The organism is Caulobacter sp., assembly GCF_039596335.1.
GTDB lineage: Bacteria > Pseudomonadota > Alphaproteobacteria > Caulobacterales > Caulobacteraceae > Caulobacter.
Window position 1 is genome coordinate 148,978 of the sequence record NZ_JBCNJZ010000009.1, and the last position, 24,517, is coordinate 173,494.

The window sequence follows — 24,517 nt, forward strand, 5'->3', positions numbered from 1 at the left end:
GGTGAGCGCTCGCGGCGGTCGCGCACCCCTGCTAAGGCAGGGGCCATGACGACCATCACGACGGTCGGCGTCGACGCCGACGACACCCTCTGGCACTGCGAAAGCCTGTTTCGCCTGTCGCACCAGCGCTTCATCGACCTGCTGGCCGAGCACGGCGATGTCGACACGATCGAGGCCCAGCTGACGGCCGTCGAGAAGCGCAATCTGCGGGTCTATGGCTACGGGGCCAAGGGCTTCACCTTGTCGATGATCGAGACGGCGCTGGAGCTGACCGACGGTCGCGTCGACACCCGCGTCATCCGCGAGATCCTGGCCGTGGGCCGCGAGATGCTGACCGAGCCGATCGAGCCGCTGCCCGGCGTCGAGAAGGCCCTGGCGACGCTGTCGGAGCATTATCGCCTGATCCTGGTCACCAAGGGTGATCTGCTGCACCAGGAGCAGAAGCTCGCCTCGTCGGGCCTGGGAGACTTCTTCGTGGCCGTCGAGATCGTGTCCGAGAAGGACGCCGGCACCTATCGCCGGGTGTTCGAGCGCTATGGCACGGGCGCCGAACAGGCGGTGATGGCTGGCAATTCGATGCGCTCGGACGTGTTGCCGGCGCTGGAGGCCGGTTGCTGGGGCGCGCTGATCCCGTATCCGCTGGTCTGGGCCCACGAGGCCGCCGAGGCGCCGGTGGGCCATGCCCGCTATGCCGAACTGGCCAATATCGGCGAGTTGCCGGCCTGGGTGGACAGCCTGCGCTAGGCCTTGCGGCCCAGCTTGGCGATCCAATCCCGCGCCGGCCGCTCGAAGCCTATCAGCGAGAAATAGGCGATCGGGAAGAGGGCGATCACCCAAAAGAGGCACCATAGGCGCATGGCGTCGCCGTTCAGGCCCCAGGCGCCGAGGCCGATCCAGTTGAGGGCGATCTTCAGCGCGATCGGGTGCAGCAGATAGAGGCTGAACGACAGCTGGGCCCAGGGCGCCAGGGCTCGGCTGACGCCGCCCTGGACGCCGGCCGCGTCGGCCGCGACGCTGGCCAGGCCGACGGCGTAGATCACGAACAGCAGGCTGGTGCGCGACGCGCCCAGGCCTGAGGCGATCACGAACGCCGCCAGCAGCGCCCACATCACGAACCGCGCCATCGGCAGCCTGGCCAGCACGTCCTTCATCTGGAAGGCCAGCATGCCCAGCATGAAGCCGGGCACGGCGCGGGCGACGCCGAAATTGAAGGTCCATTGCGAGAAGGTCTCGCCGTCGCGCGAGATCCCCAGCAGCAGAGCGAGACTTCCGAACGCCACGGCCGCTGTGGCCCAGCGGCCCTTGGCGGTGATCCAGAACAGCAGGGGGAGGGCCAGATAGAGGCCCATCTCGGCGCTGATCGCCCAGCTGGCGAAGTTCCATGTCTGGGCCTTGCAGGTCCCCCAGGCGTGGATGAACAGCACGTTCTGCGGGATGCAGGTGACGTCGTAGCGTGAGGCGTCCCGCTCGTTGATCACCCCGGCCCAGCCGAGGGCGGCGATGACCACGAACACCAGCATCGTCGCCCAGTGCAGGGGTCCTAGGCGCGCCACGCGCTTCTGCAGGAAGTCGCGGTACTTGGCGAAGCTCGTCAGCTTGCCCGTATAGATCGCCGCCATGACGTAGCCGGAGATCAGAAAGAACAGGTCCACGATCAGGCTGAAGCTCTTGATCGTGTCATCAGCCAGCTGCCAGCGGCCGTCCAGATTGATGAACCGGTTGAAGTGGAACACCACGATCATTACCGCCCCCACGATGCGCAGGGCGTCGAGGTGCAGCATCTGGTCGGAGTCGGGCTTCAGGGGCGGCAGGCGCATGGCTCAAGCTGTGCCACGCGCCGCCGTCCTCTGCCAGGGCCTCTAAGCAGCCGCCGCCTTGGCCCCCGCCGGCCGGTACTTCTCGGCGTCGCTGGTGAACTCGGCGTGGCCGTAGCGCTTGAGCTGGCGGCGCAGCTTGGCGGTCAGGTGGGCGTCGGCCAGGCTGGACAGCACGGGCACCTGGCGGGCGGCGCGATAGGCCATCAGCTGGCTGGTGACGATCAGGGCCACCAGACCGAACAAAGCAAAGTCGCGCGGGCCGATCTCGACGCCCATCCGCCGGGCGGCCGCCATGTCGTTGTTCATGAAGTTGCGCAGGAAGAACACCTTGGAGAAGCCGCGCTCGACCTTGTCGAACAGGCGGTTCTCGGGGCGCTCGTCGGGTGGCAGGTAGGCGGTCAGGGTGGCGCGGACCAGCTCGCCGCAGGTCTCGTCGTCGAAGCCGGCGCGCAGGGTGCCGCTGCGGGCGTTCATGGTGTCGACGATCCCCTGCGGGGTGTCGGCCAGCAGGTCCTCGGGCAGGCCCAGCAGGAAGCAGCGATAGCGGGCCAGCTCGACCCGGGCGCGCTCGTCCGGCGTGAAGGTCGTGCGGCCCTTGGCGACGATCTTGTAGCTCATCAGGAAGATCGGGATCAGGCCGGCCGGCATCTGGTCGACCTGCGGGATCGGAATGCCGTAGACGCCGACATTCCAGCGATCCGAGCGCTTGAGGGCGTTGAACCGCACCATCGAGTGCATCAGCCGCACCATGGCCGCAGCCTTGAAGCCGGCCCCGTGCCGCTCCAGCGAGCCGGGCAGCAGGGTGGTGGTGAAGAAGGTCGCCGTCTCGTTGACCCGGCGGGCGGCCGTGTCGTTCGACAGGGTCCCGGTCAAGGCCATAGGCAGGGCGGCGTACTTGTTCATGAAGGTGGCGATGAACGCGCCGCGAATGGCGAACGGGCCCAGATTGGCGGCGGCGTTGCGGTCCAGGCGCTGGCCCTCGCGCACCAAGTCCATGTCGACCCAGTCGGGCGTGGCCTCCATGTCGGCGATGAAGGCCAGGAGCTCCGGCGGCGCGTCGGGTACGGCCTGGACGCCTTTCTCGCAGGCCGTGGTCAGCATCTGGATCAGCGGCCGAAAGCCGTATTTCGGCATCAGGGCGGCATAGGCGTCGGCCACCACGTCGCCCAGCATGGTGTAGGCCTTGATCAGGGCGACCTTGTCGTCGGCCAGGGCGGTCTTGGACAGCTTGGGGGCGACGCTCTTCTTTGGATCGTCGGTGAAGCGCTCGGGCGTGATGTCGAAGTCGACGTCGCCATAGAGCGCCGGCAGGGCGGTCTTCTGCGACGCGACCTTGGCCCGGACGCGGTCCAGCGGCGTTTGCATCTCATCCTCGTGACGTAGCGGACCCGTGACGGGTCCTTCGATTGCGTCCTAGGGTAAGGGGCTGAGGGGCGAGGACTACTCGCCTTGCCCATGACAGGTCTGGACGCGGGAGCGACGCGGCAAGTGACTGAAAAGACGAGGCGAACGCCGCGCCAGTCGCGGTCCGAGGCGACGGTCGAGGCGATTCTCGAGGCGACCTTTCAACTTTTGGAGCAGGACGGGCCGGACGCCCTGACCACCAACCGCGTCGCCGAGCGGGCGGGGGTCAGCATCGGTACGCTCTACCAGTACTTCGGCGGCAAGCAGGCGATCCTGGCGGCCCTGGCCCAGCGCCGGGCCGATGCGGCCCGTGATCGAATCGCCGAGCTGGTGATCGCGCGGCCAGAGCTGGGGGCGGTGCGGTTGATCGTGCGCACCCTGACGACCTCGTTCGAGGGCTCGCCCGCCACCCGCCGGGCCTTGCTGGACGCGCTGTTCCTGGAGGGCGGCGACCAGGTGATCATGCGCCACCATCTGTCGTTCCTGGAGACTATCGCCGGCAAGGCCAGCCTGGGATTCGACCTGTCGCCCGAGGCCGGTTTCGTGCTCACCCATGCGGTGGTCGGCCTGCTGCGCGCGGCCACCATCGAGGCCGATCTGCAGCTGGATCCGGAGCGTCTGGAGGACGAATTGGTGCGGCTGATGGAGGCCTATGTCTTCGCCCTGCTCAGCGCATAAAACGCGCGGGGGTAGAGTGCTGCGTCGACTCGCCGACGGAACCGTCCCCGCAAGGTGACGTTGTTTTATCACCGGGTGGGGCCCTCGACGGAGAGAGAGTGAACATGACCAACAAGATCGCGCTGCTCGCCGCCGCTGCGTCCCTGACGTTCGCTGGCGCTGCTTTCGCCCAGGAAATGACTCCGCAAACCGCGCCGACCGCGCCGCAGGCCACGCCGCCCGCCGCGACGACGCCGGATCCGACCGCCCCGGCCTCGCCGACCGCGCCTGCGCAGTCGATGACGCCCGCTCCGACCACCGAGAGCACGGCCCCGGCCGCTGCGACTCAGCCTTCGGCCACCCCGGCTGACAGCGCCGCGACGCCCAGCTCGGCGACCGCCGCCGACTTCAAGGTCGGTGCCGCCGTGAAGGATTCGCAAGGCGTCTCGGTCGGCCAGATCACCGGCACCAGCACGGGCGCCGACGGCTCGACCAACGTCATCGTCACCAACGGCGGCGTGAAGTTCGCCCTGCCGGGCAACAGCCTGAGCGCGGGCGCCGATGGCAGCGTTTCGACCACGGCCACCAAGGCCCAGATCGACGCTACGGTTGCGGGCGCCAAGCCTCAGTAACCCCGTCTTTGACTTGATCTGAGACAACGCGAGCCCGCCCGGCATTGCCGAGCGGGCTTCTCGCTGGTAGCGATGGAGCCTCAAAGCGGGGCGGTTCTCGCCGACTTGGGGTTCAGTATGCCTCCGGCTAATAAGACCAAGCGTGGGTCCAACTCGCTGCTTTGGGATCTGCTGACGTTCGACCGCCTGGTTACCGGGCCGGTGATTCACTTCATCTATTGGGCTGGGCTGGGCGTCGTGACCCTGTTCGGCTTCTCGGTCGTGGGCGCGGCCGTGGGTCTGGCGCTCAAGGAGCCGGGCGTGGGCTCGCTGCTGCTGGCCTTCCCGATGCTGATCGCCGGCCTGCTGGTCGCCGGGGCGCTGGTGCTGCTGTGGCGCGCCTTCTGCGAGTTCTACGTCGCCATCTTCCGGATCAGCGAGGACCTGCGGGCCCTGCGCCAGACCAGCGACGCCGACCACGCCGCCTACCAGGCGCGCCGCCAGGCGGCTCCGCCCCCGCCGCAGGGCCAGGCCCCGCAGCCGCCGCTGCGCTAGTCGGTCGTCAGTAGCGGTCCGTACCAGGGCCGCGCCGTCGGCTGGGCCATGGTCTCCACCGCCTCGATGAACTGCTGGCGGGGAATCGCTTCATAGAACGGACGCTGGCCCTTGATGTAGGCCGCCAGCCCCTGACGGCCGTGGGTCTTGGTCAGGGTCACGGGCTTGTCCGGAAAGGTCATGCCGAACGCCTGGCGCACGAACGGCGCGGTGAAGAACTGGATGTCCTTCAGCGGATCCCCATGCAGCGACCAGCGCGCGCTCAGGGTCTTGCCGATCATCGGCTCCAGCCGCGCCAGGATGTCGTCGGCGATCCAGCGCATGGGCAGGACGGACGGATGGTTGGGCGTATGGCCCAGCCGCTGATCCTTCCAGATCGCTCTCACGCGGTCGGAGATTCGCACGTCCAGCGGCCGGTCGCCGTCCAGCACGCGGTCTTCACGCACCCCGAACTCGTAGAAGCCGGCGGCGACCATTCCCTCGACGAAGGGCTCCAGGCCCTGGAGGTGCAGCAGCCGGTCGGCGATCTTCTCGTCGCTGAAGCCGCGGGCGATCAGCGCGCCCAGCAGATAGTCCATGTACTCGGTCGGCGGCTCGGGCAGGCCGGGCAGGGCCGAGGTGATGAACGGCGTGTAGACCTCGAAATGGTAGTAGGCGAAGCTGATCAGCGTCGTGTACGCGCCGGCGGCCTCGACAATGCGGGCCGAGGCGAACTGCGGGCCGCGATAATTGGCCGAGATCGGCTGGTACAGCACCACGTCCAGGTCGGGGACCGAGGCGATGAAGGCCTCCATGTCCTCGGGCGTGATGTTCATCACCGCCGGCACGGGCGTGAACACGATCTTGCGGTTCAGGCCCGGAATGCCGTTCAGCAGCTTGAGCAGGGCGTTGGCGTGGCAGGCGCCGAAGATGGCGGCTCGGATCGGTTTCTGGCGCGGCATCGGGATCGGGGCGTTAGCGGGCCAGGACCTTCAGTCGCTCGCGCAGGGTCGAGATGGCGTCCATCTGCAGGTCCAGCGCACAGATCATCTGTTCGGGGATCGCCTTGGCGTCCTCGCGCAGCGTGCGTCCGGCGTCGCTGAGATCGACGATCACCCGGCGCTCGTCCTCCGGATCGCGATGGCGCTCGACCAGGCCGGCCGCCTCCAGCCGCTTCAGCAGCGGGGTCAGGGTGCTGGAATCCAGGTCCAGCGCCTCGCCCAGCGCGCCCACGGTGCGGGGGCTGCTTTCCCACAGGACCAGCATCACCAGGTATTGCGGATAGGTCAGGCCCATCGCGTCCAGTAGCGGACGGTAGAGCCGCGTCATCCGGTTGGCCGCCCCATACAGGGCAAAGCACAGCTGGTTGTCGAGCTTGAGGGCTTCGACGGACGGATCGGATGACGCGTTGTTCTTGCTCATTACACCACTAGTTACGCCGCCTTGACGGTGATGGCCACGTCAACATTGCCGCGCGTGGCGTTTGAATACGGACAAACCTGGTGCGCGGTGGCCACCAGGGCCTCGGCGTCGGCCTGGCTGAGGCCTTGGGTCTCGACCTCGAGGGCGACTTCCAGCTTGAAACCAACCTCCTGGGTCGCCAGGCCGACCTGGCCGGTGACGGTCGAACCCGTCAGGGCGATCTTCTGCGTGCGGGCGACGTGGGCTAGGGCGCTCTGGAAGCAGGCGGCGTAGCCAGCGGCGAACAGCTGCTCGGGATTGGTGCCGGTTTCCTTGCCGCCCAGGGCCTTGGGCATCGACAGTTGCAGGTCCAGAAGACCGTCATCGGTGCGGACATGACCTTCGCGGCCGCCGACGACCGTGGCGCGGGTGGAGTAGAGAGTGCTCATCGGAAAGCTCCAAGGCTTGAATGATGAGCGCGATTTAATCGCGCACAACTGTTCTTCAAGTGGTGAAGCTCGAGAAAATCGCGCAGAGCGTCGGATTTACGCCGCCCAGGCGGCCGCGAAGCGCTTCAGCAGCGAGCGGGCGGGGCTTTCGGCGCCGGCCTCGGCGGCTTCCAGGCGCAGGAACAGGTCGCCGGCCTTGTGCTCGGCGCGGGCCGGCAGGCCTTGGCCGGGCAGGCGGACTAGGCCGCGGGCGGCGGCCTTGGTCGAGATCCAGGCCAGGCGCGGGCCCAGCGGGGTGTCGGCCTCGACGCGACCGCCCTCGGCCAGCACACGCGGATCGACCTTGCCGGTCAGCCACAGGTCCGAGCCGCGCACCAGCGCCCCGTCCTGGCCGCGCAGGCGAGCCTCGAACAGCACGCCGTCGACGCGGACCCGGTCGCCGTCGCGCAGGCCGGCGGGCAGCTTCAACCGCAAGCGGCGGCCGTCGATGTCGACGTCCTGGCTGCCGCCGGCGACGGCGGTGGCGATATCGATCTCCAGGAACACCCGATCCGATACCGGCGCGGCCGAGGCCACCACCGGCGGGAAGGTCGTGCGGACGATCGGCGTGTCCTGCAGCAAGCGATAGGCGGCCAGCACGTCACGGAACAGGGCCGCGTCGCCGGTCGGACGATCCGGATGCGCCCTTTTGGCGGCCTCACGATAGGCCTTGCGCAGCTCGCGTTCGTCCGCGTCCGGCGTCACACCCAGCAGGGCGCGGGCGGCCGATAGCGATAGAGCGGCGGGACGGGCAGTCATGGTCCGACCCTTGCGCCCGGATGGTCAACGACGCGTTAAGTTAAGACTTTAAGGGTCCGCATGGTGTGGCCCCCTGCGCGCGACCGGCCTATATCGGACGCATGAGCGCCGACCCGACCCTGATCCCCGCCTCGCCCAGCGAAGACGACTATGTCCGCCAGGTCACCGAGGCCACGCCGCCGGCCCTGCTGAGCGAAGAGGATCCGTTCGCCCTGTTCGCCGAATGGCTGGAGGAAGCGGGCAAGAAGGAGCCCAACGATCCCAACGCCATGACGGTCTCGACCGTCGACGCCGACGGCATGCCCGACTCGCGCATGGTGCTGCTGAAGGATTTCGACGCCCGCGGCTTCGTCTTCTACACCAACACCCACAGCGCCAAGGGCCAGGAGCTGACCGGCCAGCCCAAGGCCGCCCTGCTGTTCCACTGGAAGTCGCTGCGCCGCCAGGTGCGCATTCGCGGCATCGTCGAGCCGGTCACGGACGCCGAGGCCGACGCCTATTTCGCCAGCCGCGCCCGTCACAGCCAGATCGGGGCCTGGGCCAGCGACCAGTCGCGGCCGCTGCCCGACCGTCTGGCCCTGGAAAAGCGCGTCGCCGAGATGGGCCTGAAGTTCGGCCTGGGGAAGGTGCCGCGTCCGCCGCATTGGTCGGGCTATCGCATCGTCCCGGTGGCTATCGAGTTCTGGCGCGATCGGCCGTTCCGCCTGCACGAGCGCCTGGTGTTCGCGCGTGTGGGCCAGGGCTGGTCGACCCAGCGCCTGTTCCCGTAGGACGCTTTTCTAGACCAAAGTCTAGGGGTTGAGCGCCTTCGTGCGCCACATCCTTGAGGGGCGATTAACCGTGAGGGCCTAGGTTTTCGGGTGAAATCCGGAAGACCTTCACGATGCGGCTGAGCGCCTTCTTCACTTCCCTGGCGGCGTTGGGATTGCTGTTCGCCGCCTCCAGCGCGTCGGCGGGCTGTTCGGCGGCCACGACGTCGACGGCGACGGTCTCGTACTCGCCCTATGCCAGCGCGCCGACCTTGCCCGGCTCGCCGGGAGGCTTCGGCTGCACGGCCGGCTCGCCGGTCCTGTCGGTGCTCGGCGCCAACTATCTGAAGGTGTCGGTCACCAGCACCAACAGCTTCAAACTGACTCAGTCCGGCGCGACCGATCTCTATTACACGCTGTCGGGCAACGCCGCCGGAACCATGCCGCTGTCGGGCACGCCCACGGCGCTGATCAACGGCACGACCGATGTGCTGGGGCTGCTGGGCTCGGTGCCGGCCAGCGTGCCGCTCTACATCAAGCCCACAATCGTGGGACCGCTGAAGTCCGGCGTCTATACCGGCTCGTTCAGGGCCATCTGGGACTGGAGCTTCTGCACGATCGTGCTGGGGAACGTCTGTATCGGGGCCACGGATTCGGGCGTCGCCAAGCCGACCGACATCACGGTCTCACTGACGATCGTCGGCGGCATGCCCGCGACCATCACGATGACTACCACGACCACGGCCGACGACGTGAACGGGACCAGCAATCCCAAGGCGATCCCGGGCGGCCGGCAGCGCGTCACCATGACGGTCACCAACCCCGACAGCACCCCCCTGGCCAGCAATACGATGGAGTTGAAGTTCCCGACGCCGACCAACGCCACGGTCGCGCTGGACGGCGACGGCACGAGCGGCGTCTTCGCCGCGTTCACCGAGGGCACGCCCGCTTCGGGGCTGGCGTTCTCCTATGTGTCAGGGACCAGCACCGCCGACGACGTCGAGTTCTCGACCAATGGCGGGGTGTCATGGACCGCCGCGCCGACGGCGGCGACCGAGAGCCAGGTGACGCATGTGCGGCTCAAGCCGCGCGGCGCGATGGCGGCGGGGTCCAACTTCAAGATCACCCTGTCCTACAAGGTGAAATAGCCCGCGCGACGGGCTTCAGGCGTAGGCGATCAATCGGCCCAGCGCGGCCACGGTCAGCCACAGCAGCAGCGACAGCGCCGCCAAGCTGCGGGCGGCCGGCGGCACGGTCTCGCCCCAGCGATCCAGCCGCGCGCCCCAGACCCGGCGGAAGGCGATGGCGTTGGCGACGGCCAGCCCGATCAGCGCGATCTTCCAGCGAAACAGCGGCGATCCGGCCAGAGCCCGGGCGTCGGCCGCGAACATCGTGAAGCCGCTGGGGATCATCAGGATCAGGCCGGTGATCGCCAGCGGCGTCAGGGCTCGCGACAGCGGCGCGACCGGCAGGCTGCGCCATAGCCCGGCCACCCTCAGGTCCAGCACCCCGATGCCGCCGACCAGCAGCACCAGCCCCAGCAGATGCGCCAAGTTGGCGATCGGATAGGCATAGGCCGAACCCCGCGCCCAGGTCGCGAACCCCGAGTTCTGCAGCGTGGTGGCGGCGTCGACCAGTCCGTTCACGTCAGCGCAGCTCGACCGTCTTGCCGTCGACGGTGATGCGCTCGATGCGCATCTCGGCCACGCCGTCCTTGCGCGGATAGCCTTCCAGGGTGACCGGCTTGCCGGGGGCGAGCATCGCCCGGGTCAGGCCCCGCGCCTCCATCCGCGTCACGGGCGCCAGCACCACGTCCCAAGTCTTGCCGTCATGGCGAACCTTGGCCGCGCCATGCGGATTGCCCCAGGTGACGTCACTGACCGGCGCCGTGACCTTGATGACCTTCTCGGCGTCGTAGGCGCTCCAGCCGTGGTGGGCCAGCGCAGCGACGGGCAGGGTTAGGACGGGTATTGCAGAAAGGACCGCCAGGGCGCGCAGCGGCGCGAGCAAAGGTCTGAACATGAGCATCACCTCTGTCTACCCCGACGGCCCAGAGGGCCACGAAGCGCAGACAAGCTCAAGGGGGCGCTGCTCGGCGTCTTGAGGGGGCGGGCGGAGGACGCTTCGATGTCCTCGGCTACGCTCCAAGTCGTCGATCTGCGGCGTCGCCTCAGAACTCGTTCACCGATTTCTGGCCGTTGGGCGAGAGGATGTAGACCTTCGCGGTGCTGGGCTTGTTGTTGTAGGGCGGCTGGCGCACTGCATAGAGGCGCTCCTTGGCGATGCGAGTGAAACAGACGCTGTTGCTCTGGTTCCCGCCCAGCACGTGATAGCACTCGTCGTCCTCGCCGATGTAGAGCCCCACATGGCCGCCTTCCTTGCGGGTGAAGACCAAAATGTCGCCCAACTCGGGCTGTCCGCCTTCCTCGCCGAACTTGGCCCAGTTCAGAGCCCACAAGGGTTTGGTTGGGATGACCTTGCCGCTGACCTTGGCGACATAGGCCATAAGCAGGCCGCACCACGGTATGGCGTCGGCATTATAGGATGACTTCAGGCCGGTCTGGGCCGCCCAGTTCATGATCTGGGGCGTATTGCCTGGGCCGTCCGTCTCCTTGATGCCGACCAACGGCAGCGCTGCGGCCACCATCTTGGGCAGCAGATCCAGCTTCTCAAGCCACTGATAGTCCTTGGGCAGGTTGGGCACGCGCGTCTCCCATGCAGGGATCGGCGCCAAGGCCGATCCGCTCGCCGGGGAAGCAAAGTCCGCACGCACTCAAAAACTGGAAGCCCCCCGGCCGTTAACGCGATTAACACACGGGTGTCGGAAAAATAAAAGTCAAAATTGTATTTAAGGACAACTCCCTCTTTGGTGGTTTTCAGTCAGCTCCATACCGCGCCAGGAAGGTCTCGACGGCGTCTTCGGCGATGTCCTGGACGGGACGGCGGGGCTGGATGTCGTCGCCGGCCGACAGGCCCAGCACCAGGGTGACGTGGTCCATCATGCCCATCAGCTGGCCGGCGGCCCACGAGGGCTTGTCGACTTTCAGTTCGCCCGCCCGGGCCAGGTCGTTGATCACCGACAGCATGGCCCCGCCCAGCTCGTCGCGGGCGCTCTGCAGGAAGTATTCGGCGACGTCCTCGAACCGGCGGCGCTCGGCGGTGACCATGCGGAACAGGCCGCGCACGTCGGGGCGGGCGAAGAAGCCGGCATAGGCCGTGGCCAGGGCGTTCAGGCGCGTGCGGGCGTCGCCCTTGACGCGGGCGGCCTCGCGCACCGGGGCGGCGACGTCGGTCACCGTCTCCATGACGATGGCCTTGAAGAGGTCGGCCTTGCTGGGGAAGTAGGCGTACAGCGTCGCCGTCGACACCCCCGCGGTGCGGGCCACCACCTCCATGCCGGCGTCGGCATAGCCGGTGCGCAGGAACAGGGCGCGCGCCGAGGCCAGGATCTCCTCGCGCTTGAGGCTAGACCGTTTCAGACCCGCGCCGACAAGCATGCGCCCCTCACGAAAGTTGCTGATACAATCTAACCGCGAAAATGAAGGTGTGGCAAGGTCGGCGCGAGGCGACTTGTGGCGCGGTTTCGGCTATGCAGCGCCCGCGCCGGATTTTCAGGCGCGGAAGATGGGAACACCGGCGTGATCAAGGACGTGGAAGCCGCGCGCGAGCAGGAAGTTGCAGCCTGGTTCGGCGAGCGGGCGGAAAACACGATCGAGACCTCGTGCGCCCGGGTGTTCCTGATTGGCGGCTCGGCCTTCAAGGTGAAGCGGCCGGTCGACTTCGGGTTCCTGGACTATTCGACGCTGGAGTTGCGCCGCTGGTCGCTGGAGCGCGAGCTGTCCTTCAACCGCGCCGCGGCGCCGGACATCTATCGCGAGGTGCGCTGCCTGACCCGCATGGCCGACGGCGGCATCGAGATCGACGGCGAGGGCGAGATCGTCGAGTACCTGCTGGAGATGCGCCGCTTCGACCAGAACGGCGTCCTGGCCACCCAGCCCTGGGCGATCGACGACGCGCTTGAGGATTCGCTGGGTCGCACGGTGGCCCGCTTCCACGCCGGTTCGGCCCTGCGCCCCGAGGGCGGCGGCGTCTCGGCCCTGGGCTACACCATCTGCTCGAACGCCAACCTGCTGCGCGGCCTGGCCCCGCGCCTGGGCAAGCAGGCGGTCGAGCGCCTGGTGCACGAGACCGACATCGCCCTGGAGCGCCTGGGTCCGCTGCTGGACGGCCGGGCCGCCGAGGGTTTCGCGCGCCACTGTCACGGCGATCTGCACCTGGGCAATATCCTGATCGAGAACGGTCAGCCGATCCTGTTCGACTGCATCGAGTTCAACGACACCCTGTCGGACATCGATGTGCAGTACGACCTGGCCTTCCTGCTGATGGACCTGGACTTCCGTCGTCGCCGCGACGCCGCCGGCCGGGTGCTGAACGCCTATCTGGACGAGGCCGCCCGCACCTTCGGCGAAGGCCTTTGGACGGGCCTGGCGGCGCTGCCGCTGATGCTGAGCGTCCGCGCCGCCGTGCGCACCCACGTCTGGGCGTATACCGGCGACGACGAGGCCGCGCGGGCCTATCTGCAGACCGCCCTGGAACACCTGGCGCCGCGTCCGGTCAGCCTGGTGGCGGCCGGCGGCCTGTCAGGCTCGGGCAAGTCGACCTTCTCGCGGGTCTGCGCCCCCGGCCTGGGCTCGGCCCCCGGCGCGGTGGTCCTGCGCACCGACGAGATCCGCAAGCGCCTGTGGGGCGTGCCCTCTCTCCAGAGATTGCCGCGCGAGGCCTACACGCCCGAGGTCAGCGCGCAGGTCTACGACAAGCTGTTCGGCGACGCCGAGCTGTGCCTGAAGGCCGGCCGCTCGGTGGTGCTGGACGCGGTGTTCCTGAAGGCCGAGGAGCGGGCCCGCGCCGAGGCCCTGGCCGAGCGCGCCGGCGTCGCCTTCCAGGGCGTGTGGCTGGAAGCCCCGCCTGAAGTGCTGCGCGCCCGCGTGGCCGCCCGCGTCAACGACGCCTCGGACGCCGACGTGGCGGTGCTGGAGAACCAGCTGACCCGCGACACCGGCGAGATCACCTGGCGCAAGGTCGACACCGTCAGCGCGTTCGAGGACGAGGCCCGGGCCCTGGCCGAGGCGATGGGGTAGGGGTCAGGCCGCCTTCAGGCCGTTGGTCGGCGGTTCGGGGCTGACGGCGCGGGCGATCGCGGTGATCAGGTCCATCGGCTTGACCGGCTTGCCCAGATGGTCGTCGAAGCCCAGGCCCAGGAACCGCTCGCGGTCGCCGGCCATGGCCGAGGCGGTCAGGGCGATGACGGGCAGGGCGGGATCGCCGGCCTGGCCATTGCGGATCGCCTCCAGCGCGGTGATGCCGTCCATCACCGGCATGTTGATGTCCATCAGTACGCAGTCGTAGCGGCCTTCGCTCATCGCCCTGAGGGCCTCGGCGCCGTTCTCGACCACGGTCAGGTCGACGCCGGCGGGCTCGAGCATGGTGCGGACGACCAGCTGGTTGATGGCGTTGTCCTCGGCCATGAGGATGCGCAGCTGTTCCAGCGGCTCGTCCTCGTCCAGGTCCGCCTGCGGCTCGGCCTGGGGCGGCGCGTCGGTCTCGGACGCCAGCAGGCTGAACACGAAGCAGGCGCCGTCCGGATCGGGGCGCAGCACCAGGTCGCCGCCCATCTGCCGCGCCAGGGCGCGCGAGATGGCCAGGCCCAGGCCCGCGCCGCCGTGACGGCGCGACACGGTCTCGTCGGCCTGGGTGAAGCTGTCGAAGACCCGCTCGGCGGCGTCCTCCGGCACACCCGGCCCGGTGTCGCGCACCGACAGGCGGATCAGCCAATCGGTCCCGACGCGCTCGCCCTCGACCGCCACGTGAACGTGGCCGCGCGGCGTGAACTTGATGGCGTTGGAGATCAGGTTGGCCAGCACCTGGCGGATGCGCAGCGGGTCGGCGGCGATCCAGGCGGGCACCTCGGCGCCGAACTGGCATTCCAGCGAAAGATCCTTGACCTGCGCCGCGTCGCGCCAAGCGTCGACGATGTCGGACACGGCGGCGCGCGGGTCGATCGGCTCGGGGACCAGCTCGACCTTGCCGGCGTCGATGCGCGACATGTCCAGCACGTCGTTCAGCAGCTGCATCAGGCTGTCGCCCGACTTGATCATCAGCGCCACGTGCTCGCGCTGGACCGGGTCGAGCGCCGAGCGCTGCAGGGCGTGGGCCATGCCCAGGAGGCCATTCATCGGCGTGCGCAGCTCGTGGCTGGTGACGGCGATGAAGGTCGACTTGGCGCGAGCGGCCTCCAGGGCCTTTTCGCGTTCCTCACGCAGGCTGCGGGTCAGGGCGTCCATGCGCTGGGCGGCGGCGCGGTTGCGCAGCGAGACGTTGACGGTGACGCCGATCAGCAGCACCAGCGACCAGCGCGTGGCCATGGTCACGGGGTCGTTGCCGTCCAGATAGAGGAAGGGGAAAACGACCAGGCACAGGATGGGCGTCAGGCCGCTGATCGCCAGCAGGGCCAGGGGCTGGTGGCGGTATTGCTGGGCGAAGACCAGCTGGCCGCACCAGATGGCCACGGCCGCGATCTTCAGCCGGTCGGGACCGTGGATCCAGAGCAGGGTGGCCAGGGCCGCCCAGCTGGCGTTGACGGGAATGGCGGCCAGGATGAAGCCGGCGCGATCGCGGGCCGAGCCCGGACGGCCTTGGCCAAAGTTGCGGGTGGCGAGGGTCGCCAGGGCCTCGGCGACCAGGAAGCTGGCCAGCCAGGCCAGGGCGGTGCCGTAGCCGAGCCCCAGGCCGATCACGCCGGCGGCCAGGCAGCCAGAGATGATGCGCGAGACGCCCAGCCGACGGATATCGGCTGCGACCTCGTCCAGGCGCTCATCCGCCAGTGTGTCGGCCACCCAACCCAAGCGTCGTTTCTCCACCGACGAACCACGTCCGCCTCGGGAGAGACTATCCTCCCATCGCAACCAAGAGTCTCCTTACCGGCGCTGCGACCGATCACCGCGTGCGGTCAAGGTGGCGTGGGGCAAGGCTTTTTCCCGCTGGGGGCGCTGCGCGTTGCGCGTTCGGCCGCGCGTCGATAGCCTTGCCTGAACGACGATAAGAGAGAGCCGGGAGAGCAGGAAACCGATGCAAGGGCTGATGCAGCACGGGGCGCTGACCCTCGACAAGATCATCGACCACGCCGCCCGCTGGAACGGCGACCGCGAGGTGGTCAGTCGCTCGGTCGAGGGACCGATCGTGCGCACGACCTATGCGCAGATCCGCGACCGGGCCAAGCGCGTGTCCAACGCCCTGCTGGCTCTGGGCATCAAGCCGGGCGATCGGGTCGGCACCCTGGCCTGGAACACCGGCCGCCACATGGAGGTCTGGTACGGGATCATGGGCATCGGCGCGGTGTGCCACACCCTGAACCCGCGCCTCTTCCCCGAGCAGATCGCCTGGATCGCCGACCACGCCGGCGACCGCGCCATCTTCACCGACCTGACCTTCCTGCCGATCATCGCCGGCATCCTGCCGCGCCTGCCCCATGTCGAGCACGTGGTCGTCCTGACCGACCGCGCCCACCTGCCGGCCGATTTCGCGCCCGCCGGGGACGCGCCGCACTTCAAGGGCCTGCTGGCCTATGAGGATTTGGTCGAGCAGCATTCGGCCGACTGCGCCTGGGGCGGGTTCGACGAGGGCACGGCGGCGGGCCTCTGCTACACCTCGGGCACGACGGGCGACCCCAAGGGGGTGCTGTACTCGCACCGCTCCAACTTCCTGCACACCTTCATCACCATGCAGCCCGACGTGATGGGGTTGTCGCAGAAGGACGTGATCCTGCCGGTGGTGCCGATGTTCCACGCCAACGCCTGGGGCGTGGCGTTCTCGGCGCCGGGCGCGGGCGCCAAGATGGTGATGCCGGGCGCCAAGATGGACGGGGCCTCGATCTATGAATTGCTTGATAGTGAGGGCGTCACCTTCTCGGCCGCCGTGCCCACCGTCTGGCAGATGCTGCTGCAGCACCTGGAGGCCACCGGCGCCAAGCTGCCGGTGCTGAAGAAGGTGGTGATCGGCGGGGCGGCCTGTCCTGAGAGCATCATCCGCGCCTTCCACGACAAGTACGACGTCGAGGTGGTCCACGCCTGGGGCATGACCGAGACCTCGCCGGTCGGGACCTTGTCGGTGATGACCGACGCGCTTTCCCAGCTGCCCTACGACCAGCAGATCCCCTACCGCCTGAAGCAGGGCCGGCCTCCACTCGGGGTCGAGATCTGCCTGAAGGACGACGAGGGCCAGCGCCTGCCGCACGACGGCCAGGCGTTCGGCAATCTGAAGATCCGCGGCCCGATCATCGCCGCCGAATACTTCCGGGGCGCCGGCGGCAAGATCCTCGACGACGAGGGCTTCTTCGACACCGGCGACGTGGCCACGATCGACGACCATGGCTTCATGCAGATCACCGACCGCGCCAAGGACGTGGTGAAGTCCGGCGGCGAATGGATCAGCACCATCGAGATCGAGAACATCGCCGTCGGCCATCCCAAGGTGGCCCTGGCCGCGGTGGTCGGCGCCGCGCATCCCAAGTGGGACGAGCGCCCGGTGCTGCTGATCAAGCTGAAGGACGGCGAGACCGCGACCAAGGCGGAGTTCATCGACTACCTGCAGGGCAAGATCGCCAAGTGGTGGATGCCCGACGACGTGCTGTTCGTCGACGACATCCCGCTGGGCGCAACCGGCAAGATCGACAAGAAGCTGATCCGCAAGCGCTTGGCCGATCAGGGCTATGTGCTGCCGGAAACGCCGGTCCAGGGTACGTCCCAAGAGCCGGCGAAACCTCAGACCCTGGCGGCCGCCGACGGCTCGCACGGCGCGGTGATCTATGCCCCCGAGCCGGTCGATACGCCGTCGGACGTCGATCCGGTCCTGGCCCCCGAGCCGGAGCTCGTCGCCGTCGAGGTCGTCCATGCGCCCGAGCCGGTCGCGGAGGCGGAAAAGCCTGAGGACACCAGCCGGGCCGACGCCCTGATCGCCGCCGCGGCGGCGGCTGCGGCCGCAGCGCCCGTCCCCGAAACGCCGCTGCGCCTGCACGAGCCGGCCGCTGCGCCCAAGCCGACGCTGATCGTCGATCCTTCAGCCGAGGAAGAACTGCCCTTCGCCATGCCGATCACGCCCGGCAAGAAGGGGGCCCGGTCCAAGGCGGCCAAGGCCGAAGGGGCCAAGTCCGGCAAGCCGCCGATCTGGGCCTCGCTCTATGTCGACCTGGCTGTGCTGGCGGCCCTGGCCCCGGCGATCCTGGCCGGCGGCGGCGCGCTGGGCGTCAAGCTGGGCCTGATCGACCTGCCGCTGGGCTACGGCGCCATGACCCTGGACTGGGCGCCCAAGGCTGCCTTCGTCAGCGTCGCCACCAGCCTGCTGGCGTTGGTGATCGCCCTGGTCGGCGGCTTCTCGAAGCTGGGCAAGGGCGCCCTGCTGGCCCTGGCCCTGACCGCGGCCAGCTTCGCGGCCATGTTCGGGGCCAAGGCGCTGTCGGGCCAGTCACCGCCGATCCATGACGTCGCCACCGACTGGAAGACGCCGCTGGCCTTCTCGGACGCGGCCCTGGCCGCGCGCGGCGGCTCGGCCCAGATTGTCGACGACGACCCCAGCCTGCCGGTCGGCTCGGCCGCCTATGCCGGCCGCAGCGTGGCCGACGTCAACGCCGAGACCTGTCCCGCCGCCCGTCCGCTGGTCAGCCCGCGCGCGCCGACAGACGCCTATGAGGCGGTCAAAGCCGCGGTCATGGCCTCGGGTATGACCCTGATCACAGACGACCCGATGGACGGCCGCCTGGAGGCCACCGGCAGCAGCTTTTGGTACGGCCTGACCGACGATCTGGTGGTCCGCGTTCGTCCCGACGCCCAGGGCTCGCGCGTCGACATGCGCTCGATCGGCCGCGACGCCGGCCCCGACCAGGGCCGCAACTGCGCGCGGATCGGCAGCCTGATCGCGGCGGTGCGCGGGACGTAAGGACTAGAAAAGCCGGGTCCGCGGTTCGATCCGCGCCGCCTCGAAACCGGTCTCGGCCTCGATCAGGACGCACAGCGTGCGCCAGACGGCGTCGGGCCGGCTATCCGCGCCCTGAGGTCAGGCCCAGAGCCGGGCGCGATCCGCGCAACCAGCGCCTGGTGAAGATCGCCGATCGTGCTCCAGCGGGTGGTTTCGTCGCCGAAGCGGACTTGGAAGGACTGCTCGATGGCCTGCAGCAGGTCGACATCGTCGCCGTCGCCGACGAGCCCGATCGTATCGGCCATGCGCGCGTCCCCTAGTCCTCGATCGCTTCTATGCCTTGGCGCCGGAGTGCTGCCAAGTGGTCCTGCATCGCCTGCAGCTGCTCGGGCGGATGGCCGGTCCACTGCTCGACCTCGCCGATGATCCGCAGGGGATCGCGGGTGCGGTAGGACTTGGTCGGATTGCCGGGGAATTTCTGGTCGGTGAGGTTGGGGTCGTCCTCGTACGGACCGGTGGGCTCAACGATGTAGATCCGGCCCCGCTCCGCGCCCTGGGCCAGTTCCGCCCCCCAGGTTGCCGCGTCCAGGGTGGCGCTGAAATAGACGAACGTCGCCGCTTTGCGCTGGCCGTAGTTGGAGGCGTAGCCCGCGCCGATCAGGTCGCCGGCTTTCAGGTCGGCTTTCGTGCCGTGGTAGAAGGGAATGTCGCTCATGACCGGCATAACGGCGCAAAATGCGCGTACCGCCAATTCTTGAACTGTCGTTTTTCGACCCCAGTTCTCCAGTGGGCGGAGTGATCAGGACAACCGATATTCCGCGTCCAGACCCGGCGCTGTGTCGCTGACGACCCGTCCCTCGCGCACCAGCTGGATCATGTGGGCTAGCACCGAGTGGGCCGCGGCCGGATGCAGACGCGGATCGACGGCGGCGTACAGGCTGGGGACCATGGTCTTGATGGTCGTCAGGCCCGCGGCCAGGGCCTCCAGGATCTGAGCCTCGCGGGCCCGGCGATGGGCGACATAGGCGTCGATGAACGGCGCGACGTCGCGAACCGGAGCCCCATGGGTGGGCCACAGGGTGTCGAAGTTCCGCGCTCGCACCTTGGCCAGGCTGGCGAAATAGTCGCCCATGTCGCCGTCGGGCGGGGTGATGACTGTGGTCGACCAGCCCATGATGTGGTCGCCGGCGAACAGGGCGTTTTCTTCCTGTAGTGCGAAGCAGACATGGTTGGACGTGTGTCCCGGCGTGAAGATCGCCTCCAGCGTCCAGCCCGGACCGGTCAGCACGTCGCCGTCGGCCAGGGTCACGTCGGGCCGGAAGCGGTCGTCGGCGCCTTCTTCCAGCGCCGGCGCGTCGCTGGCGTAGGGCGACGGGGCGGGCAGGCCGTAGACCTTGGCGCCGTGCAGCTTGGCCAGCGGATGGGCGAGGGGCGAGTGGTCCAGGTGGTGGTGCGTGACCAGCACATGGGTCACCCGCTCGCCGGCCAGGGCCGCCTGCAGGGCCTCCAGATGCTCGGGCTGATCGGGGCCGGGATCGATCACCGCCACCTCGCCCCGGCCCACGATGTAGACGCCCGTGCCGGTATAGGTGAACGGCCCCGGATTGCGCGCGATCACCCGGCGGATCAGTGGCGAGACTTGGTCGCCGCGGCCGTACTCGAATTCCAGTTCGCGGACGAAGGGGATCATCGGGACCTCAGAAGCGGCGCCGGTCTTGCGATTTAACCTCCCAGTAACCCTAGGAGACCGGCCATGGCGGCGGATGCGGCGATTTTTGTCTCAAAACGGCTTCAGCGCGCCGCCTTTGCCGTCCTGTGTATCATCATGGCGCAGTTCGCGCTGGCCAGCTGCCAGCCCGAACCGACGCCGATGGCGGCCCGCCAGGCGCTGGGCCAGTAGACACTAGACGTTCAGGGGATCAGCCGGGCAGCACGCCCGACAGGTCATAGCCCGCCTGGCGGCCTTGCTCGACCAGGGTCGCGCGGTCCTCGCCGGCCAGGGCCTGGCCGATCGACCAGGTGACGATCGAACGGGTGCCTGAGCGACAGAAGGCCAGCACCTTGCCCTCGGCCGCTTCCACCGCCGCCTTCACCGCATCGACCTGCTCCTGAGTCGGGCCGCCGCGCACCGGCGCGTGCAGATAGTCCATGCCCGCCGCGCGCACCGCCGACTCGATCGCGGCGCTGGACGGCTGGCTGGGGTCCTCGCCATCCGGACGGTTGTTGATCACCAGCACGAATCCCTCGGACGCTGCGCGCGCCATGTCGGCCTCGGTCACCTGCGGGGCGACGGAAAAGGAGTCGGTGACGGGGCGAAAATCGCTCATGGGCGGGTCGAGGCTCTTACTGGCGCGGCGCGATCCGCCGCGGCTGACATCTTCGGGGGCAGGGGGCGCCTACGCAATGGCCAGGGCGTGGTGAAGGGTGTCCAGAAATACAGCTCATCGAGGCTGGAAACTCTTGCATTCAGCTTGGTTGTTAAAAAACTTTCACACCTAACAGCGCTCATCGAGGCATGATTTGGTGGAAGTCAATCGCTGAGCGCAATTAATCGGCGGCTTTTGGGCTTCCTGTAAATTCGGGAAACGATGATTTTCTGAAGTCGAAAATTCCTGAAAAATCAGTTCCCTGATCCGAGCTTCGGCGGGGCGATCATATTTGCCGACCGCGGATCTACGGAAAAGCGGCGACGCTGTGGCGTTTTTGCGACAGCTGGGCGGGATGTCGATTACATTTTTGCAATGACAATTGACCCTAAGCGGCGGCCGCTCCTAACGTCGCCTCCAACCGGGGGAAATGTTTTCCGGGACACCAGTGATCTCGTGGCGCACTTCGGCGGATTTCCGCTCCAGGTCGGACAAAGTTTCTAGAGGGGTTTTTGTCCGATTTGCCGCCTGCGCCACGTACAGAGGGGATTTTGATGAACATGAATTCCACTAAGGGCAGCGTTCGCGCGCGCCTGATGACGACGTCGCTGCTGGCTGGTCTGGCCGCAATCGCGACGCCTGTCGCCGTTGGCGTGGTTGCCACGGCGATTCCGACCCTGGCCAGCGCCCAGGACTACACGAGCGGCACCCTGTCGGGCACCGTCGTCGACAGCAATGGCCAAGCGGTCTCGGGCGCCCAGGTGACCGTGAAGTCGACGGCGCAGGGCTTCACCCGCACGGTCGCGACGGACAGCAACGGTCAATTCCGCGTGCCGCTGATCGCTCAAGGCGCCTACTCGGTCGCGATCACCAAGGAGGGCTTCCGCCCGACCAGCGATGGTTCGCTGGGCGTTCGCGCCGGCGCCGAGAGCTCCTACAACTTTACGCTGGCGGCCGTTGGCGAGTCTGTCGATGAGGTCGTGATCACCGCGACCGCCAACCCGCAGCTCGACTTCTCGCAGACCACGACCGGTCTGGCGATCGACGTCGAAGACCTGCAGAAGCAAGTTCCGATCGGCCGTAACATCACCTCGCTGGCCCTGCTGGCGCCGGGCGCGGTTGAAGGTTCGTCGACCAACTTCCGTGGTCAGACCTCGATCAGCGGCTCTTCGGTCGCTGAAAACGCGTTCTATTTGAACGGCATGAACATCACGAACTTCGATAACTATATCGGTGGTTCGCGCGTTCCGTTCGAATTCTACAAGTCGGTCGAAGTGAAGACCGGTGGCTATTCGGCCGAATTCGGTCGCGCCACGGGCGGTATCATCAACGCCGTGTCGAAGTCGGGTTCGAACGACTTCACCTTCGCCGTGCACGGCAACTGGTCGCCGGCTTCGCTGGAAAGCGCCCAGAAGGACACCTACCAAGTCCGCGGCAAGCTGCGTGAGACGAACAACAAGGACATGGTGATCGAAGCCGGTGGCCCGATCATCAAGGACCGCCTGTTCTTCTACGGTCTGGCCCAGCTGAACGACAACGAATCGCGCAGCGCCTCGATCGCCGCTGGTTCGTACAATGTCGACCGCATGAAGGACCCCTTCTACGGCGTGAAGCTGGACGGTTACATCACCGACCGTCAGCACCTGGAATTCACCCTGATCGACACGCAGCGCGTGACGAAGCGTGAGAGCTTCGCCTACACGTTCGCCAACAACACCGACACGATCGGCGCCGCCCTGCCGGGTACGCGCTACGAAGACGGCGCCACCAGCTACGTCGCCAAGTACACCGGTTCGTTCACCGACTGGTTCACCCTGTCGGGCGCCTACGGCCTGAACAAGGACCGTGGCGCGACGCGTTCGGCCCTCGGCGGCTCGCCGCTGGTTCAGTCGTCGGTCGCCGCTGGTTCGAACAACTCGACGGCGACGCGTCGCGTCAGCTTCCAGAACTCGTCCGCTCAAGACGCGCCGCGCAACACCACGCGCGAATTCTATCGCGTCGACGGCGACTTGTACTTCAAGCTGCTGGGTGATCACCACATCCGCGCCGGCTATGATCGTGAAGACCTGACCCTGATCCACCAGTCGGTTCGCAACGGCGGTGGCAACTATGTCTACCGCGAAGGCTCGTCCACCGATCCGCGTGGCGTGCCGGCGGGTCGCTACTACCTCGACGTCCGCACCTTCACCGGTGGTGGTTCGTACTTCTCGCGTAACCAGTCGATCTACATCCAGGACTCGTGGGACGTCCTGCCGAACCTGACCCTGAACCTGGGCGTTCGTCGCGATAAGTTCCAGAACCGCGGCATCGACATCGCTGGTGAAAAGGGTCCGGTCTTCGTCAACTTCGATAACGAAGTCGGCGCGCGTCTGGGCTTCACCTGGGATCCGGGTAACGACGGCGCGAACAAGATCTTCGGTAACTACGGCCGCTACTATCTGCCGGTCGCGTCGAACACGGCGTACCGTCAGGCTTCGGCGATCCTCGATCAGACCTCGTACTTCCTGCTGCCGGCTGGCTTCCAGCTGTATCTGCCGGGCACGACGACCGTGAACACCGCCCAGGTGAACCCGGTCACCGGTCTGCCGCTCGCCGGCATCGGCACCCAGATCACCGGTTTCGCCAACTCGGGCATCTGTCTGCCGGGCGGCGTCGGCACCGCGGGCGTCCGTGGTTGTACGGTCCGTAACAACGGCACCATCCAGCCCTTCGAAGCCAACATTTCGAAGGACCTGAAGTCGACCGCCGACGACGAGTACATCCTGGGTTACGAGCGTCGCTTCGACTCGCTGTGGAAGGCCGGCGTCACGCTGACCTACCGCAAGTCGCTGCGCGCCGCCGATGACGTGGCCGTCGACTCCGCCGTTCTCGCCTACTGCGCCGCCAACCGCATCGCGGGCTGCGAGGACACTTGGAGCGGCTTCCACCAGTACACGATCATCAACCCGGGCCTGGGTCAGACCATCACCCTGTCGGACCCGCTCCCGGGCGAGACGACGGCGCGTACGATCACCTTCACGGCTGAGCAGCTGAAGTACCCGAAGGTTGACCGCCAATACATCGCGCTGCAGTTCCAGTTCGACCGCGCCTTCGACGGCAAGTGGGCTCTGAACGGTTCGTACACCCTCTCGGAATCGAAGGGTAACTACGAAGGCTACGTGAAGACCGACTACGCGGGCGGCCAACAGGACGCCGGTATCACGGCCGACTTCGACACCCCCGGTCTGACCGAGGGCGCCTACGGCCTGCTGCCGAACCACCGTGGCCACGTGTTCAAGGCCTTCGGTTCGTACCAAGTGTTCGACAACTTCCTGGTCGGCGCCAACGCGCTGGTCACGTCGGGCCGCAAGTACGGCTGCATGGGCTTCAACCCGAACGACCCGATCCTGAACAGCGCCTACGGCGCGCTGTCGCACTACTGCGATGGCAAGATCTCGCCGCGCGGCTCGGTGTTCAGCGACCCGTGGACCTACCGCCTCGACCTGTCGGCCCGCTACACGGTTCCGTCCTACGGCTTCCTGCCGGAGAACGGCCTGACCCTGCGCGCCGATATCTTCAACGTCTTCAACACCCGCCGCTCGGTCGAGCGGAACGAGTTTGGTCAACTCGACAGCGGTGCGATCAACCAAGACTACCAGAAGGCCATGTCCTACATGCCGCCTCGCTCGGTTCGTCTGGGCTTCGACCTGGTCTTCTAATTCGAAGATCGGATCGTCCGAAAAGGGAAGGGCGGGCCGCAAGGCCCGCCCTTTTCCTTTGGTGGCG

General features: G+C 67.6%; 25 protein-coding genes. 10 read left to right on the top strand and 15 right to left on the bottom strand.

Annotated features, from left to right (window positions below; translation table 11 throughout):
- Positions 1-45 precede the first annotated feature (45 nt).
- Positions 46-744 carry an HAD family hydrolase gene (locus ABDW31_RS19545; RefSeq protein WP_184721963.1) on the top strand — a complete coding sequence of 233 codons (699 nt, stop codon included), beginning with the start codon at positions 46-48 and terminating at the stop codon, positions 742-744.
- Here the strand turns inward: ABDW31_RS19545 and ABDW31_RS19550 are convergent.
- Complete coding sequence (locus ABDW31_RS19550; RefSeq protein ID WP_184721960.1) at positions 741-1,817, bottom strand: acyltransferase; 1,077 nt, start codon at positions 1,815-1,817, stop codon at positions 741-743. The genes ABDW31_RS19545 and ABDW31_RS19550 overlap by 4 nt on opposite strands.
- Before the next feature lie 42 nt (positions 1,818-1,859).
- Positions 1,860-3,182, bottom strand: a complete 1,323-nt coding sequence (locus tag ABDW31_RS19555) for an oxygenase MpaB family protein (protein ID WP_184721958.1) — start codon at positions 3,180-3,182, stop codon at positions 1,860-1,862.
- A 123-nt stretch (positions 3,183-3,305) separates the two neighbouring features.
- Here ABDW31_RS19555 and ABDW31_RS19560 point away from each other — a divergent pair, with 123 nt between their 5' ends.
- The 3 genes from ABDW31_RS19560 to ABDW31_RS19570 all read left to right on the top strand — a co-directional run bounded on the left by ABDW31_RS19560 (position 3,306) and on the right by ABDW31_RS19570 (position 5,044).
- Positions 3,306-3,899 (top strand): TetR/AcrR family transcriptional regulator, encoded by a 594-nt coding sequence (locus ABDW31_RS19560; protein ID WP_184721954.1) that lies wholly within the window; start codon positions 3,306-3,308, stop codon positions 3,897-3,899.
- Between the two features lie 104 nt (positions 3,900-4,003).
- Positions 4,004-4,510 (top strand): hypothetical protein, encoded by a 507-nt coding sequence (locus ABDW31_RS19565; protein ID WP_184721951.1) that lies wholly within the window; start codon positions 4,004-4,006, stop codon positions 4,508-4,510.
- 105 nt (positions 4,511-4,615) lie between these two features.
- Positions 4,616-5,044: a DUF4282 domain-containing protein gene (locus ABDW31_RS19570; RefSeq protein WP_184721948.1), complete on the top strand. Its 429-nt coding sequence runs from the start codon at positions 4,616-4,618 to the stop codon at positions 5,042-5,044.
- On the opposite strand, the gene ABDW31_RS19575 is transcribed toward ABDW31_RS19570, so the two are convergent.
- The 4 genes from ABDW31_RS19575 to ABDW31_RS19590 form a co-directional block, all read right to left on the bottom strand.
- Positions 5,041-5,985 (bottom strand): WcbI family polysaccharide biosynthesis putative acetyltransferase, encoded by a 945-nt coding sequence (locus ABDW31_RS19575; RefSeq protein WP_184721944.1) that lies wholly within the window; start codon positions 5,983-5,985, stop codon positions 5,041-5,043. The two genes, ABDW31_RS19570 and ABDW31_RS19575, sit on opposite strands and share 4 nt — an antisense overlap.
- 13 nt (positions 5,986-5,998) lie before the next feature.
- A complete protein-coding gene (locus tag ABDW31_RS19580) occupies positions 5,999-6,445 on the bottom strand; it encodes a MarR family transcriptional regulator (protein ID WP_184721942.1) in 447 nt (148 codons plus the stop codon).
- Positions 6,446-6,456: 11 nt separating this feature from the next.
- On the bottom strand, positions 6,457-6,873 hold the full coding sequence (locus tag ABDW31_RS19585; protein ID WP_172263605.1) for an organic hydroperoxide resistance protein: 417 nt from the start codon (positions 6,871-6,873) through the stop codon (positions 6,457-6,459).
- A gap of 96 nt (positions 6,874-6,969) precedes the next feature.
- Positions 6,970-7,671, bottom strand: a complete 702-nt coding sequence (locus ABDW31_RS19590; RefSeq protein ID WP_184721939.1) for a J domain-containing protein — start codon at positions 7,669-7,671, stop codon at positions 6,970-6,972.
- A 101-nt stretch (positions 7,672-7,772) separates the two neighbouring features.
- Here ABDW31_RS19590 and pdxH point away from each other — a divergent pair, with 101 nt between their 5' ends.
- Complete coding sequence (gene pdxH, locus ABDW31_RS19595) at positions 7,773-8,441, top strand: pyridoxamine 5'-phosphate oxidase (protein ID WP_184721936.1); 669 nt, start codon at positions 7,773-7,775, stop codon at positions 8,439-8,441.
- Positions 8,442-8,554: 113 nt separating this feature from the next.
- The gene (locus ABDW31_RS19600; protein WP_184721933.1) at positions 8,555-9,568 is read left to right on the top strand and encodes a protein CsuE; all 1,014 of its coding nucleotides are present in this window, start codon (positions 8,555-8,557) and stop codon (positions 9,566-9,568) included.
- 15 nt (positions 9,569-9,583) lie between these two features.
- Here ABDW31_RS19600 and ABDW31_RS19605 read toward each other — a convergent pair whose 3' ends face one another.
- The 4 genes from ABDW31_RS19605 to ABDW31_RS19620 all read right to left on the bottom strand — a co-directional run bounded on the left by ABDW31_RS19605 (position 9,584) and on the right by ABDW31_RS19620 (position 11,917).
- Complete coding sequence (locus ABDW31_RS19605) at positions 9,584-10,066, bottom strand: hypothetical protein (RefSeq protein ID WP_221444738.1); 483 nt, start codon at positions 10,064-10,066, stop codon at positions 9,584-9,586.
- 1 nt (position 10,067) lies between these two features.
- The gene (locus ABDW31_RS19610) at positions 10,068-10,442 is read right to left on the bottom strand and encodes a DUF6152 family protein (protein ID WP_221444737.1); all 375 of its coding nucleotides are present in this window, start codon (positions 10,440-10,442) and stop codon (positions 10,068-10,070) included.
- 148 nt (positions 10,443-10,590) lie between these two features.
- Positions 10,591-11,124 (bottom strand): TIGR02594 family protein, encoded by a 534-nt coding sequence (locus ABDW31_RS19615; protein WP_221444736.1) that lies wholly within the window; start codon positions 11,122-11,124, stop codon positions 10,591-10,593.
- Positions 11,125-11,296: 172 nt separating this feature from the next.
- Positions 11,297-11,917, bottom strand: a complete 621-nt coding sequence (locus tag ABDW31_RS19620; protein ID WP_184721930.1) for a TetR/AcrR family transcriptional regulator — start codon at positions 11,915-11,917, stop codon at positions 11,297-11,299.
- 141 nt (positions 11,918-12,058) lie between these two features.
- On the opposite strand from ABDW31_RS19620, the gene ABDW31_RS19625 reads away from it, so the two are divergent.
- Entirely contained in the window at positions 12,059-13,558 is a 1,500-nt protein-coding gene (locus ABDW31_RS19625; RefSeq protein ID WP_184721927.1) for a bifunctional aminoglycoside phosphotransferase/ATP-binding protein, read from the top strand.
- Positions 13,559-13,561: 3 nt separating this feature from the next.
- Here ABDW31_RS19625 and ABDW31_RS19630 read toward each other — a convergent pair whose 3' ends face one another.
- Positions 13,562-15,313 carry an ATP-binding protein gene (locus tag ABDW31_RS19630; RefSeq protein WP_343699436.1) on the bottom strand — a complete coding sequence of 584 codons (1,752 nt, stop codon included), beginning with the start codon at positions 15,311-15,313 and terminating at the stop codon, positions 13,562-13,564.
- Between the two features lie 232 nt (positions 15,314-15,545).
- Between ABDW31_RS19630 and ABDW31_RS19635 the strand changes: the two genes are divergently transcribed.
- A complete protein-coding gene (locus ABDW31_RS19635; protein WP_184721920.1) occupies positions 15,546-18,407 on the top strand; it encodes a long-chain-fatty-acid--CoA ligase in 2,862 nt (953 codons plus the stop codon).
- Positions 18,408-18,469: 62 nt separating this feature from the next.
- Here the strand turns inward: ABDW31_RS19635 and ABDW31_RS19640 are convergent, their stop codons facing one another.
- The 3 genes from ABDW31_RS19640 to ABDW31_RS19650 form a co-directional block, all read right to left on the bottom strand.
- Positions 18,470-18,691, bottom strand: a complete 222-nt coding sequence (locus ABDW31_RS19640; protein ID WP_184721917.1) for a hypothetical protein — start codon at positions 18,689-18,691, stop codon at positions 18,470-18,472.
- Between the two features lie 11 nt (positions 18,692-18,702).
- Entirely contained in the window at positions 18,703-19,101 is a 399-nt protein-coding gene (arr, locus tag ABDW31_RS19645) for an NAD(+)--rifampin ADP-ribosyltransferase (protein ID WP_343699437.1), read from the bottom strand.
- A gap of 84 nt (positions 19,102-19,185) precedes the next feature.
- Positions 19,186-20,076 carry an MBL fold metallo-hydrolase gene (locus tag ABDW31_RS19650; protein ID WP_184721911.1) on the bottom strand — a complete coding sequence of 297 codons (891 nt, stop codon included), beginning with the start codon at positions 20,074-20,076 and terminating at the stop codon, positions 19,186-19,188.
- A 63-nt stretch (positions 20,077-20,139) separates the two neighbouring features.
- Here ABDW31_RS19650 and ABDW31_RS19655 point away from each other — a divergent pair, with 63 nt between their 5' ends.
- Positions 20,140-20,286, top strand: a complete 147-nt coding sequence (locus ABDW31_RS19655; protein WP_172263583.1) for a hypothetical protein — start codon at positions 20,140-20,142, stop codon at positions 20,284-20,286.
- A 19-nt stretch (positions 20,287-20,305) separates the two neighbouring features.
- Here the strand turns inward: ABDW31_RS19655 and ABDW31_RS19660 are convergent, their stop codons facing one another.
- Positions 20,306-20,713: a TIGR01244 family sulfur transferase gene (locus tag ABDW31_RS19660; RefSeq protein ID WP_184721908.1), complete on the bottom strand. Its 408-nt coding sequence runs from the start codon at positions 20,711-20,713 to the stop codon at positions 20,306-20,308.
- A 593-nt stretch (positions 20,714-21,306) separates the two neighbouring features.
- On the opposite strand from ABDW31_RS19660, the gene ABDW31_RS19665 reads away from it, so the two are divergent.
- Complete coding sequence (locus ABDW31_RS19665) at positions 21,307-24,450, top strand: TonB-dependent receptor (RefSeq protein WP_343699438.1); 3,144 nt, start codon at positions 21,307-21,309, stop codon at positions 24,448-24,450.
- Positions 24,451-24,517 lie beyond the last annotated feature (67 nt).

What these genes read in the sequence shown, in the direction of transcription:
- ABDW31_RS19620 (WP_184721930.1), bottom strand. Translation starts at nt 11,917, where the DNA reads ATGCTTGTCGGCGCGGGTCTGAAACGGTCTAGCCTCAAGCGCGAGGAG.
- ABDW31_RS19610 (WP_221444737.1), bottom strand. Translation starts at nt 10,442, where the DNA reads ATGTTCAGACCTTTGCTCGCGCCGCTGCGCGCCCTGGCGGTCCTTTCT.
- ABDW31_RS19655 (WP_172263583.1), top strand. Translation starts at nt 20,140, where the DNA reads ATGGCGGCGGATGCGGCGATTTTTGTCTCAAAACGGCTTCAGCGCGCC.
- ABDW31_RS19590 (WP_184721939.1), bottom strand. Translation starts at nt 7,671, where the DNA reads ATGACTGCCCGTCCCGCCGCTCTATCGCTATCGGCCGCCCGCGCCCTG.
- ABDW31_RS19640 (WP_184721917.1), bottom strand. Translation starts at nt 18,691, where the DNA reads ATGGCCGATACGATCGGGCTCGTCGGCGACGGCGACGATGTCGACCTG.
- ABDW31_RS19580 (WP_184721942.1), bottom strand. Translation starts at nt 6,445, where the DNA reads ATGAGCAAGAACAACGCGTCATCCGATCCGTCCGTCGAAGCCCTCAAG.
- ABDW31_RS19555 (WP_184721958.1), bottom strand. Translation starts at nt 3,182, where the DNA reads ATGCAAACGCCGCTGGACCGCGTCCGGGCCAAGGTCGCGTCGCAGAAG.
- arr (WP_343699437.1), bottom strand. Translation starts at nt 19,101, where the DNA reads ATGAGCGACATTCCCTTCTACCACGGCACGAAAGCCGACCTGAAAGCC.
- ABDW31_RS19565 (WP_184721951.1), top strand. Translation starts at nt 4,004, where the DNA reads ATGACCAACAAGATCGCGCTGCTCGCCGCCGCTGCGTCCCTGACGTTC.
- ABDW31_RS19585 (WP_172263605.1), bottom strand. Translation starts at nt 6,873, where the DNA reads ATGAGCACTCTCTACTCCACCCGCGCCACGGTCGTCGGCGGCCGCGAA.
- ABDW31_RS19575 (WP_184721944.1), bottom strand. Translation starts at nt 5,985, where the DNA reads ATGCCGCGCCAGAAACCGATCCGAGCCGCCATCTTCGGCGCCTGCCAC.
- ABDW31_RS19650 (WP_184721911.1), bottom strand. Translation starts at nt 20,076, where the DNA reads ATGATCCCCTTCGTCCGCGAACTGGAATTCGAGTACGGCCGCGGCGAC.
- ABDW31_RS19600 (WP_184721933.1), top strand. Translation starts at nt 8,555, where the DNA reads ATGCGGCTGAGCGCCTTCTTCACTTCCCTGGCGGCGTTGGGATTGCTG.
- ABDW31_RS19545 (WP_184721963.1), top strand. Translation starts at nt 46, where the DNA reads ATGACGACCATCACGACGGTCGGCGTCGACGCCGACGACACCCTCTGG.
- ABDW31_RS19635 (WP_184721920.1), top strand. Translation starts at nt 15,546, where the DNA reads ATGCAAGGGCTGATGCAGCACGGGGCGCTGACCCTCGACAAGATCATC.
- ABDW31_RS19660 (WP_184721908.1), bottom strand. Translation starts at nt 20,713, where the DNA reads ATGAGCGATTTTCGCCCCGTCACCGACTCCTTTTCCGTCGCCCCGCAG.
- pdxH (WP_184721936.1), top strand. Translation starts at nt 7,773, where the DNA reads ATGAGCGCCGACCCGACCCTGATCCCCGCCTCGCCCAGCGAAGACGAC.
- ABDW31_RS19550 (WP_184721960.1), bottom strand. Translation starts at nt 1,817, where the DNA reads ATGCGCCTGCCGCCCCTGAAGCCCGACTCCGACCAGATGCTGCACCTC.
- ABDW31_RS19665 (WP_343699438.1), top strand. Translation starts at nt 21,307, where the DNA reads ATGAACATGAATTCCACTAAGGGCAGCGTTCGCGCGCGCCTGATGACG.